The sequence below is a fragment of the Succinivibrio dextrinosolvens DSM 3072 genome (assembly GCF_900167015.1).
Lineage (GTDB): Bacteria > Pseudomonadota > Gammaproteobacteria > Enterobacterales > Succinivibrionaceae > Succinivibrio > Succinivibrio dextrinosolvens.
In genome coordinates, this window is the sequence record NZ_FUXX01000035.1 from 1 (window position 1) to 12110 (window position 12110).

12 protein-coding genes and 1 pseudogene are annotated in these 12110 nt (G+C 38.9%); 2 read left to right on the plus strand and 11 right to left on the minus strand.

All coding sequences use genetic code 11. From position 1 onward, the window contains the following. Positions 1–400: 400 nt before the first annotated feature. The 3 genes from B5D46_RS08985 to B5D46_RS08995 are packed head-to-tail and all read right to left on the minus strand — an operon-like array spanning position 401 to position 2601. Entirely contained in the window at positions 401–1120 is a 720-nt protein-coding gene (locus B5D46_RS08985) for an amino acid ABC transporter ATP-binding protein (RefSeq protein WP_031491440.1), read from the minus strand. Positions 1121–1128: 8 nt separating this feature from the next. Further along, a complete protein-coding gene (locus tag B5D46_RS08990; protein WP_078929174.1) occupies positions 1129–1821 on the minus strand; it encodes an amino acid ABC transporter permease in 693 nt (230 codons plus the stop codon). Between the two features lie 45 nt (positions 1822–1866). Then, the gene (locus tag B5D46_RS08995) at positions 1867–2601 is read right to left on the minus strand and encodes a basic amino acid ABC transporter substrate-binding protein (protein WP_078929175.1); all 735 of its coding nucleotides are present in this window, start codon (positions 2599–2601) and stop codon (positions 1867–1869) included. A 282-nt stretch (positions 2602–2883) separates the two neighbouring features. On the opposite strand from B5D46_RS08995, the gene B5D46_RS09000 reads away from it, so the two are divergent. Beyond that, positions 2884–3498 (plus strand): HAD family hydrolase, encoded by a 615-nt coding sequence (locus B5D46_RS09000; protein WP_078929176.1) that lies wholly within the window; start codon positions 2884–2886, stop codon positions 3496–3498. A 125-nt stretch (positions 3499–3623) separates the two neighbouring features. Beyond that, entirely contained in the window at positions 3624–3836 is a 213-nt protein-coding gene (locus B5D46_RS09005; protein ID WP_031491444.1) for a hypothetical protein, read from the plus strand. A 77-nt stretch (positions 3837–3913) separates the two neighbouring features. On the opposite strand, the gene B5D46_RS09010 is transcribed toward B5D46_RS09005, so the two are convergent. The 8 genes and pseudogenes from B5D46_RS09010 to B5D46_RS12190 all read right to left on the minus strand — a co-directional run bounded on the left by B5D46_RS09010 (position 3914) and on the right by B5D46_RS12190 (position 12070). Beyond that, positions 3914–5071, minus strand: coding sequence for an ABC transporter ATP-binding protein (locus B5D46_RS09010; protein WP_078929177.1), 1158 nt, complete (start codon positions 5069–5071; stop codon positions 3914–3916). A gap of 50 nt (positions 5072–5121) precedes the next feature. Next, positions 5122–5796 (minus strand): annotated as a pseudogene (malG, locus tag B5D46_RS09015) (maltose ABC transporter permease MalG); the annotation flags it as partial. 579 nt (positions 5797–6375) lie between these two features. Beyond that, positions 6376–8043 (minus strand): maltose ABC transporter permease MalF, encoded by a 1668-nt coding sequence (malF, locus tag B5D46_RS09020; protein ID WP_078929178.1) that lies wholly within the window; start codon positions 8041–8043, stop codon positions 6376–6378. Positions 8044–8124: 81 nt separating this feature from the next. Beyond that, complete coding sequence (gene malE, locus B5D46_RS09025) at positions 8125–9309, minus strand: maltose/maltodextrin ABC transporter substrate-binding protein MalE (protein ID WP_078929179.1); 1185 nt, start codon at positions 9307–9309, stop codon at positions 8125–8127. A gap of 421 nt (positions 9310–9730) precedes the next feature. Then, positions 9731–10618 carry an AraC family transcriptional regulator gene (locus tag B5D46_RS09030; RefSeq protein ID WP_078929180.1) on the minus strand — a complete coding sequence of 296 codons (888 nt, stop codon included), beginning with the start codon at positions 10616–10618 and terminating at the stop codon, positions 9731–9733. Positions 10619–10810: 192 nt separating this feature from the next. Beyond that, positions 10811–11260 carry a metal-dependent transcriptional regulator gene (locus B5D46_RS09035; protein WP_197017893.1) on the minus strand — a complete coding sequence of 150 codons (450 nt, stop codon included), beginning with the start codon at positions 11258–11260 and terminating at the stop codon, positions 10811–10813. Positions 11261–11284: 24 nt separating this feature from the next. After that, positions 11285–11731, minus strand: coding sequence for a transcriptional repressor (locus tag B5D46_RS09040; RefSeq protein WP_051639280.1), 447 nt, complete (start codon positions 11729–11731; stop codon positions 11285–11287). 177 nt (positions 11732–11908) lie between these two features. Beyond that, positions 11909–12070 carry a hypothetical protein gene (locus B5D46_RS12190; protein ID WP_159443076.1) on the minus strand — a complete coding sequence of 54 codons (162 nt, stop codon included), beginning with the start codon at positions 12068–12070 and terminating at the stop codon, positions 11909–11911. Positions 12071–12110 lie beyond the last annotated feature (40 nt).

Sequence of the window (12110 nt, forward strand, 5' to 3'; positions counted from 1 at the left end):
CTTCACGCTTAGTCCTCGCTACTATGACCTCGGCTGACTTCTTGTCATTCGTTGTTACTACGGTTCCCCGCTGACAAGACCTCCTCAGGTAAGAACATTATCTTTCACTCCATCTATCCGCCATCTTTACACACTAGGTTCCGTCTAATTATTGGACTTTGAGTTAATTTGCACTCTTATCCACCTAGTTCGCCTATAGATGATTTCTGTTCGTCGGACCAGAGATTTGCTATCCACTGCTTTCAGCTATCACGTCACCGTAACCACCTTGTGGATTTGCTAAGTCTTCCCATTAGCGGGCGACTTCGGGACTTGCACCCTATAGATAATGCTCATGCTGAGCACACAAATAAAAGGACGATTAATTAATCGTCCTTTTATTTTAATATTCATTTATACGTTAAAGAATCTTTGCAAGGAACTCTTTAGTTCTCTCATGCTTAGGATTTGAGAACATCTCTTCAGGATTTGAATCCTCAAGAATCTTGCCCTGGTCAACAAACAGAACTCTGTCAGCAACCTGCTTAGCAAATCCCATCTCGTGGGTTACACACATCATGGTCATACCTGACTGAGCCAGATCCTTCATTACATCCAGAACTTCATTAACCATTTCAGGGTCAAGTGCTGAAGTAGGTTCGTCAAACAGCATAACCTGTGGTTCCATAGCAAGAGCTCTTGCAATAGCAACACGCTGCTGCTGACCACCGGAAAGCTGAGAAGGATAAGACTTTGCCTTATCACCAAGACCAACTCTAACTAAAAGCTCCATAGCCTTCTTTTCAGCCTCTTCTCTGCTCTTCTTTCTAACAGAGATAGGAGCAACGGTAATGTTATCAAGCACTGTCATATGAGGGAACAGATTAAAGTGCTGGAATACCATGCCAACTTCGGCTCTGATCTTGTTAATATTGGTTGATCTGGTAATGGTTTCACCATTGATGGTAATTGTTCCGGATGATGGTACCTCAAGGTAATTTACACATCTTAATAATGTACTTTTACCTGAACCAGAAGGTCCGATAACAACTACTACTTCACTCTTTTTTACACGTAAGTCGATTCCACGTAAAATCTGATTGGAACCGTAATTCTTATGCAAATCTTTAATAACAATCATTGATGGACCTATTTTCTGCGAGTATCTGAGTTATATTTCTTCTCTAAATAAGCAACAAACTGGCTTATTGTTAGAGTCATAATTAAATAGATAATTGCAACTGCAGTCCAAATCTCGAATGATCTGTAGGTTGCTGCAATAATCAGCTGACCTTTTCTAGTTAATTCTTCAAAGCCGATAACAGATACCAGTGAAGAATCCTTCAGCATGGCGATGAACTCATTACCTAACTGAGGGATAGTTCTTCTGAAAGCCTGAGGAATAACAATCTTAGACATGGTCTGTGACCAGGTTAGACCTAGAGAACGACCTGCCTCAAACTGACCTTTATCAATAGACTGAATACCAGAACGGAAAATCTCAGCAACATATGCACCTGAATTGATTGAACAGGCAACAACAGCTGCGATGTAAGGCTCAATTCTTGTTCCCAGAATAGATGGGAGCGCAAAATAAATAATAAAGATTTGAACCAGAAGTGGTGTACCGCGAATTATGTCGACATAAATTTTTGCAGGGAACCGCAGTAATTTATAGTTTGATAATTCGGCAATACCGACAAATAAACCGATAAAAACACCACATGATACAGCTACCAATGTAATCTTCAGAGTAACTAAAGCACCTAATAAAAGAAGTTTTGCAGTGCTTTCTACAAACTGAACATCGATAGTCTGAAAGTATTCAATAATTGAATTCATACTTAGATCATCTTACCTTAAAGCAATCTCTGCTTGGAGTGATAACTATTCTTCTACGTTAAACCATTTCTTATGGATTTCAGCAAACTTGCCGTTCTTACGGATCTTGTCAAGACCTTCATTGATCTGCTTTAACAGTTCAGGATTCTTCTTTGAAACCATGATGCCGTAATCTTCACCATTTAATAACTCTTTAATCTCAACTACAGAGTCATCATTCTGGGTACGTAGAAAATATAGGTTAACTGGTCTGTCATTCAACACAGCTTCACAGCCCTTGGTCTTAAGTTCCATAATAGCCTCAGGAACAGTGTTGTATGAACCGAAATTACCAGAAATCTTCTGAGCTGCATTTGCACCGGTTGTACCAATCTGAGCACATAAACGTGATGACTTTAGAGAATCAATTGTTGGATACTTTGAAGCATCCTCTTTGCGGATAACTGCACTGATACCTGACTTGTAGTATGGATCAGAGAAGTTTACACGCTGAGCTCTCTCCTCAGTAATGGTTACACCTGCAATTGCGCCCTCAAGCTGAGAGGTTAAAACACTAGGAACTAAAGCATCAAAAGGCATGTTTACAATTTCAACATCAAAACCGGCCTCAGCACCAATTGCCTTGATAATATCAATATCGAAACCAATGATTTCTGACTTCTCATTGGTAAACTCAAATGGAGCAAAAGTAGCCTCTGTTCCAATCTTAATTGTTTTTGCATTAGCAATAGATAAAGCTGAGCAGATGGTTAATGCTGCAACTAACAAACCTTTTTTCATATTTAATCCCCCATATGTAACTGTTTGCAGTTCCCACAAACGATGGGTGCATTTTAGCAAATATATGCGACATAAGCCAAAAAAATTACGGCTATTTTATATTTATTGGCATATTTTTTTTCACAGACAGGGGCTACTGAAAAGAAATATAGACTTAAAAATAGTCCTCAGACCTAATAAAAAAGCAAATTTTAAATATTTAAATGTATATTTAAAATATTTAATCTAAAATAGAAAGGCTACACAAAAATAATTGTCTCTGTATTATTCTGGAGAAATTTTATGACAATAAAAAATGTGGTTTTCGATTTTGGTGGTGTTTTACTTGACTGGAATCCACGCCATTTCTACCGCGATGTTTTCAAAGATGATGAAAAAATGGAGTATTTCATCAAAAATATCGTAACCTCCACCTGGAATGCACAGATGGATAGAGGTAGAACCTTTGAAGAATGCATGAAGGAGTTATCCGATTTAAATCCTGAGTTCAAGAACGAAATCAATATGTACAGAAGCGGCTGGGAAAAAATGCTTAAAGGCGAAATTCCTGAGGGGCTTAAGGTATTCAATGCCGTTCTTAATTCAGGTAAATTCAAGATGTACGGCTTAACAAACTGGTCATCTGAAACCTTCCCTTATGCCTACAATAAGTATACCTTCCTACAGAAACTTGAAGGCATTGTAGTTTCCGGCGAAGAAAAAATGATTAAACCAGAAAAAGGTATTTATCTGACTTTACTTGAGAGATATAACCTGGTTCCGGAAGAAACTTTCTTTATGGATGACAACATTAATAATGTTGAAGTTGCATTGAGCAGAGGTATGCACGCCGTTCAGTTTACAGGTACAGATGAGAATCTAGAGCAGATCGCCAAGATTCTGGATATAAAAATCTAGCTTTTTTTCGATAATTTCACCTCTGAAAGAGACTCTACATGGAGTCTCTTTTTTTTCGAAGTTTTCCTAAAGTTCTGGTAGTTTTTTTCCGTTAATAAAACAATAGGGGTTTTAAGAGGTGAAACATGAGCTCTGTAAATACTAACTTCGGAAACGAAGCCTTAACAGCAGCAATGGCAAAAAAAGCTACTGATGCGCAGGGACAGATTGCAATGGCCCTGTTAAGCGGTGCAGCTCAGACTGCAGCTCAGACATCAAAAATGAATGCACCTGCAGCACCGGTACCACAGGTAACTAATGCACCTTCACAGGGAGCACACGTAGATACCTACGCTTAATAAAAAGAATTGCTAAAAATAAGGGAGCCTTTCGGCTCCCTTTTTCTTGGCAAATTTGACAGATTAGACTGCTGTCATCAGCTTCTCTTGTACACTGCGGTACGAGGGAATGCCTTTCCTTCCTCATCAAACAGATAACATGCTGTTGAAGGAATTCCTACTTCCATGTTGTCACCTGGACGAACATCCAGTTCACAGTCAGATTTAACGGTGAAATCTGAACCGACTTCTGATGAACCACAGTCCATGTATACAAAGAATTCAGCACCCAGATTCTCGGTTACAGATACCTTACAGCTGATCTTGCCGCCGTCAGCTTTATCTGAATCAGCCTTTACAAGATGCTCAGGTCTTACACCAAGAGTAACCTTGTCTCCTACCTGAGCTCTTCTGGCATCAACACATGCAGTAACCTTCTCACCCTCAGATAATTTAACAACACACTTATCTTCAGATACAGACTCGATTACACCATTTAGGAAGTTCATCTTTGGTGAACCGATAAAGCCTGCAACAAACTTGTTTACAGGATGGTTATACAGCTCAAGAGGAGCACCGAACTGCTCTAGATTTGATTCAGTCTGAGGATTCATAGCCAGAGGACTTAGAACACAGATCTTGTCAGCAAGAGTCATAGCCTCAACCTGATCATGAGTAACGTAAATGATGGTTGCATTCAGTTCACGGTGTAACTTGGCAATTTCAAGTCTCATCTTTACACGCAGTGCAGCATCAAGATTTGATAAAGGCTCATCAAACAGGAATACAGATGGGTTCTGAACAATACAACGACCAATAGCAACACGCTGACGCTGACCGCCTGACAGAGCCTTTGGCTTACGCTCTAAGAAAGCCTCCAGACCAAGAACATCGGCAGCCTGAACAACACGACGACGGATTTCTTCCTTATCCATCTTCTTTAGTTTCAAACCAAATGCCATGTTCTCGAATACAGTCATGTGAGGGTACAGAGCATATGACTGGAATACCATACCAATATTTCTCTGTGAAGGAGGAACATCATTTACTCTCTTTCCACCAATCATCAGATCACCGTCAGTAATATCCTCAAGACCAGCAATCATTCTTAACAGAGTTGATTTACCGCATCCTGAAGGACCAACGAAAACAATGAAATCACCGTCTTTAATATCAAGATTGATATTTCTTAAAGTATCCTTTAATAAAGCTGGGTTATAGTTCTTTCTTACTTTCTGTAATAATACGTCTGCCATTTTCTTTTATCTCTTTTTTTAATCTTTAAACTATTCTATCTCTAATATAATTAACCTTTTACACCACCTGCGGTCAAACCACCAACTAACCATCGCTGTGCAAGCAGGAATACAATGGTAATTGGTAAACCAGACAGAACAGCTGCGGCGGCGAAATCACCCCATAGGTAATTCTGAGGGTACAGGTACTGCTGAGCACCTACTGCCAGGGTAAGTTCGTCCATATCCAGCAATAGAACTGATGCAACAGGAACCTCGGCAACAGTTGCAATGAATGCAAGGATGAATACAACTGCAAGAATTGGAACTGATAGAGGTAAAAGAATCAGTCTGAATGCCTGCCATGGAGTTGCACCATCAATTGCAGCAGCTTCTTCTAATGAAGCATCAATAGTTTCAAAGTAACCTTTAATTGTCCAGATATGAAGTGCAATACCACCCATATATGAAAGGATCAGACCTCCATGAGTGTTCAGACCAAGCCAAGGGATATACTCACCAATCTTATCGAACAGAGCATATATTGCAACCAGAGCCAGTACAGCAGGGAACATCTGGAAAATCAGCATTCCATTTAAGATAGTGTTCTTACCTGCAAACTTCATACGGGCAAATGCGTATGCAGAAGTTGTAGACAGACAGATAATCAGGAATGATGTAATAAATGCAACCTTTACAGAATTCCATAACCAGCGCAGAACTGGGAATGGAGGAGGAGTTATAGTCTCCTTGTAAATACCGTAAGAGGTACCTTCCTTATCGTTTTTGTCGATAAGATATCGTGTCACAGAATCCCCTTCTCCGACTTTTACAACAATCTTATGAGCAAGAGTCTTGCAAAGAGCAAAGGCTGAATCTGCATCTTCAAGTTTTTCAGAATCAATCTGGTCAACATTAAAGTCTGATGAAACCTCTACAGCATCTTCTAATGATTCAACCTTCTTAACGTCCTCAGGATCGAATGCATCTGAAATAAAGGCTCTGAAAGAATCATCTTCCTGTGTTGAAACATACATCTGAACCTTGCCGTCATCTGTATTTACAAAATTTACTACAGAACCTGGAATACGGTTTAGTTTCTTGACATCGAAGCCTAAAGCAAGTCTCCAGTGATCAAGTGTAGATGTAGAAAACTTAGGAATAACGTCACCTACTGAATAGTTACCCTGTCTGAATGAAATTGCAACAATCATCAGCAGAGGAAACATGATTAGACATAGGAAAAACAACATGAAAACATGTGCTGCTGCTTTTCTGTATTTTAATGATTTTGGTTGAACAATAGCCATTTTCAAAACTCCCTACTACTGCTGCATTGCACTGTTCTTTGCAAACTTAAGCTGAAGCAGACTTAGAAGACCGACCACGATGAAAATCATGGTAGCAACTGCTGCTGCAAGACCGTAATCGTTACCCTTTCCACCTTCGAAGGCAATTCTGTAGGTAAAGCTTACAAGTAAATCAGTGTAACCAGCAGGAGCCTGAGTAGCCTCAATAATGTCAGGGCCACCTGAAGTCAACAGCTGAATCAGAACGAAGTTGTTGAAATTGAATGCAAAAGATGCAATTAAAAGCGGAGCAAGAGGCTTTATCAGTAGTGGCAGAGTAATGCACTTAAGATTAGTCCATGGGCTTGCGCCTTCGATTGCTGTTGCCTCATACAGATCATCTGGAATAGATTTTAGAAGACCCATGCATAGGATCATCATATAAGGATAACCCAGCCAGCAGTTAACAATCAGAATCATGCCTCGAGCTGCCCAAGGGTCAGTGAACCATTCAATTGAATTCCACTCAAGACCGAACAGGTTATATATAGGTGCCATTACAGCATTTAAGAACACATTAAGTTCACCGAAATTCTGATTGAACAGACCTTTGAATACCAGAATAGAAATAAATGATGGTACTGCGTAAGGAAGAATCAGGAAAACTCTGTAGATACCCTTAAAACGCAGGAACTCCCACTGAACAAGACAAGCAAGAACAAGTCCGATTGCAAGAGTGATCAGCACTGTTAAACCAGAGAAACATACTGTCCAGGTAAAGATCTTCAGGAAAGGCATACGAATGCTTTCATTTGACAGAAACTTAACGTAATTCTTAAGACCTACGCCAACTTTAAAGCCAGGAGCAAACTCTTCCCCTAATAGTTCGCCCTTCTCATTGGCATACTGATAGTAGCCTGTTTCCATGTTTGGCAGGAACAGCTGTTTGCTCTGAACATCCCATAAAGCGTTATGTTCTGTTACTACGTAGCCATTTTCTGCTTTTGAACCTTTCTTTAATGGAATGAACTTCTCACCCTCAGCGCTGAACTTTCTTAAACCGCTTAAGGTTAATTCCTGTCCTTTCTCTGCAAGATGAAGCTGCAGTCTCTGGATGTTGTTCTTTAAGGTCAGCATCTGTCTCATAGGAACAACAGTTCCCAGGACAGAGTCTGAGCTAGCTTTCACAAGGTTAATTGCAATAGGAGTTGTATTTTCGTTATCAGATTCTGAGTTCTGCTTTAACTCAACAGCTTTAGCAAGCTTATATGATTCGCCATCTTTGCTTAAAAGCAGATCATATTTGCCATTTCCAAGGTCAAAAAGTTTGAAATCGTAATCACTGCCCTCTGTCTTGAAGGTTTTCTTTAAGTGATATTTCATTGCGTTTTCAACGCTCATTACATGAGCACCAGAATAATTGGTGAATGAAATCCACAGAGTATAAACCAGAGGAAAGATAATAAATGCTGTCATGCCGGCTACAGCTGGGAAAGCATAGCGTTGGGCATACATTTTCTTGCTAACAAATACATATACACCAACACCTACAAGTACAAGGTCTAGCAGAGGATATGCAATATCTCCGTTTATGTACATGCAGACATCAGCATACAGATTTACAAGAACAATTAGTAAAACAATTGTCCATTTCATAGCGACTTTTGGACAAAGTTTCTTATCCTGAATCGATGACAGAATCATGTCTAAAATTCCTAATTTGCCAAAAAAAAAGTAAAAAAATTCCCAGCACTAAAGAAACATGCTGGGAGATTAGTTGTTCAATTATTCGCTTACAATACGCTTTGCAGCAGTATTAGCAGCCTCTTCAACGCCCTGACGACCTGAAGTGATATTCTTTAATGCAGTCTCGAATGAAGACCAGAATTTGCTCATCTCAGGAACAGAAGGCATTGGCTCGCCGTTTTCAGCGTTAACCTTGGTAGTTGCGATACGAGGATCCTTGTCCAGCTTGTTCTGGAATGACTTAAGTGCAACTACACCTAAAGCCTTATCATTATTAACAGCCTGAAGACCTTCGTCGGTTAGAAGGTAGTTCTCAAGGAACTCAACAGCAAGATCCTTGTTAGGTGAAGCAGAGTTCATTGCAAGGCCAGTTACACCAACAAATGCCTTCGAATCCTTTCCACCTAGCTTAGGTAATTTATAAACAGTGAAGTCAACTTTTGACTGATCGTAGTTTGGCCAGCCCCATGGACCATTGATGATACATGCAGCCTGATTCTTGGTGAACTGAGCTTCCATTACGCCGTAGTCTGCACCCTTATCCATGTAACCCTTGTCTAATAGGGTCTTGATGAAGGTTAGACCAGCCTTTGAGCCAGCATTTGCAACACCAGTGTCTTTTACATCATAGCCAGTTGCAGTCTTCTTAAATGCATAACCGCCCTGTGCAGCAATCAGAGGGTATGAAAAGTATGGAGTTGTGTAAGCCCAGATAATAGGCTTAACACCTGATTTCTTCAGCTCGTCCCCTAGCTTCATTAAATCTTCAAAGTTCTCAGGCTGTGACTTTACGAATTTATTGTTACAGATTAGTGAAACAGCCTCGATAGCAACAGGATAACCAACAATCTTGCCATCAACAGTCATTGCATCCCAGCCAACATTAGCGAATCTTGCCTTTACTTCATCGCTTACAGTGATTGGAGAAATTAAACCAGCCTTTGACCACTCACCAAAACGATCATGAGCCCACATAATTAGGTCAGGACCATTGCCGGTTGCAGCAGTCTGCTGGAATTTAACTTCTACCTGATCTGGATGTGCAACAGTAACCTTGATGCCAGTATCAGCGGTGAACTTCTCACCAACCTTGGCTATACCGTTATATCCTTTATCACCGTTAACCCAGATGGTTAACTGATCTTTTTCAATTGCTGCATTAGCTGACATTGAAAGTCCCAATGTAACAGCGCAAATTGCAGAAGCTAAAATAGTTTTCTTCATTTTATGATCCCAGTAATTTATTCTCTTTATGTATTGTCTGTGTAAGGACGTTTTTTCCTTATTTTTACCTAACAAATCGTTTATCCGATTTCTTAAGTTAATAAGATTTTAAAGATTGGCGAAACAAAATAACAATAGAATAATGACCTAAAATTGTATTATATTGACATCTTTCATTTTTTTTGTGACATTACGCAGAATATTTATTTTTTATATAAATTTTCCGCTGATAAAAAGAATTTTTATGACTTGCTGATTAGGAAAGGGGTTTTAAGCCTTTTGAAAAATACATTTCATATATACTTCACAAATATTTACTTTAAAAACAAAGCAATGATCCGTAATAGGTCACACTTTTGTATAAAATATAATACAGATCGGATAAATATGGCTTTATATTTGTGATATTTTTCAAAGCGAACTAATTCTGACGGTACTTAAGAGGAGTAATTCCGTATTTCTTTTTAAAAAGTCTAAAGAAATAGGATTCATTATCAAAGCCATGGTCAGATGCAACCTCGGTAATCTGTTTTTCGCCGCGTAATATATCATCGGCAGCCATCTGCAGACGGTAGTCATTTACATATTCAGTAAAACTCATATTCATAGCTTTTTTAAAGAATCTGCAGAAATAGGCTTCAGAAAAATTCATACGTTTTGATGCATCAGAAATAGAGAGAGGTCCTGAGTGATGATCGTGTATCCACTCTAATAGTTCCTTGAGTTTTTCCTGTCGGATCTTTTCAAAAGGAGTATTTAGCTCAAGATTCTTAAAGATGCCGGAACGTTCAAACTCCATGAACAAATCCAGAATTTTAATCTTTACATTAAACTGAGCCTTAAGATCCTTGGTCTTACAGTTATCTCTGATATATTCAAAATCCTCAAGGATCTTTGTGTATCCGTCATATTCAGGTTTAACTATAAAAGGGGTACGTCTTATAGTACTGTAAAGATAATCATACAGATTGCTCTGAAGCTTGTCATAATATGCAAAGCGCATGATCTCGGCATTGAAAACAATTGCACTTTCAACAGCATCTCCTGGCAGAGAAATACTGTGCACCATCTTTGAGGGAATAAGAAGCATTGCAGGAGATTCAACAACAAGAGGAGCGGTTTCAATATTCAGAATGAATCTGCCCTTCTCAAAACATAAAACCTCCACTTCAGTATGCCAGTGAGCATATAGAAGTTTGGTAAAATTTTTACCATTGTATCTGTAACTGGCGATAGGAAAAGCATTTGAACCATGCTTGGTATCTTCCATCTTTACAGATTTTTCTTTTTTATTCTTATTCTCTACCACTTAATCGAACCTGCAATATTGATACAAATAAAACGATTAGAAGCAGACACATCTTACCATTAAAAGTAATATCAGGCATGTCAAAGAGGCTTTCTGTCTACTTATGATGTACTAACCTATTTAATTTTCATACAAAAAAAGCCGCGGCACATTTCTGTACTACAGCTTCCTTCTTTAAGTACCCAAAATGAACTAAACTAGCTCATGATCCTTTAGATACTTGATAATACCCTTCATGGTCTTATCTGAAATTACGTGCTCAATACGACATGCATCTGTTTCAGCAACATCTGATGGAACATTGGCAACACTCTTGAAGAATACAGTCAGATACTGATGACGCTTGAAGATAGACTCTGCCATCTTTCTGCCTTCAGGGGTAAACTCAATATCGCCAGCAAGACCGATTCTAATCAGATCCTTCTCTTTTAAAAGACCAAGACCACGTGAAACGCTTGGTTTACTTAGTTTTAATTCATTGGCAACGTCAACAGCTCTTACCAGACCATTTGATCTTCTTTCCTTGATCACTAAAATGGTCTCAAGATAAGTCTCTCCAGATTCTGCAATTTCTCCTGTTTTTTTCTGAACAGCCTCTGGAACAGCATCCAATGCAGTTGGTGCGCTTTTGATTTTTTCCATATTAAAACTAAATTCCCAATACTATTAAATTACAGTTACGTTAATCTTATCGCCTACCAAAGAAAGACGGACATTATTCATAGGAGAGATTGTACCGCGTTGAACAAGTCCCTGCTTAATTAATAATTCCAAATCCTTGACAGACCCTTCGTTTAAAATTCTTCTGCCCTTCTCATCTGCAACAACGCCTAATCTTGGTTCAACTCTCTGCATTCCGAGATTTCTGTTCTTAGAGATTAAACCAATCTGCTCCAAACGATTAATCAGACGATACACAGTTGCTATGCCTAAATCAGGAACGAACTGCTTAGCTTCGTACCATAACTCTTTTGGTGAGGTGCATTTGCTAGAAGTAAGTATCTCAATTATACGACGTCTTTGCACGGTCATTCTAAGGCCACTTGCTTCTAATTTTCGGATTGTGTCCTCGGTCAAGGCATCAATGTTAAAGGATTCGTTCTCATCTATCATAGCGTTAGTCCCTACAAATTCTTACTATTTTTATATATGGGGATCGTTTTTCCTTTTTCAAGAAATATGTTAATTTTTTTTGAAAATTGGCATGTATCCATACTTTAGAATAGTATGCATTCTACGAAACGTCACTATAAAAGTTAGAAAGAATTACAACTTTTCGACACCTCTAGCTTATTCATTTTCCTTATCATGGCAGTGACACACTGATGCACCGGTTTTAGAACATCCGCATCCACCTTTAAAAGACAGGATGGAAAATATTTTTTTTAGACCAGAATAAAGTGCTACAGCCGCAAGGCAGAATATTATAAACAGAATTATTTTTGCAATCATGATAAATCTCCAATTTTCGGAGATTATAGCAGATAAAGTT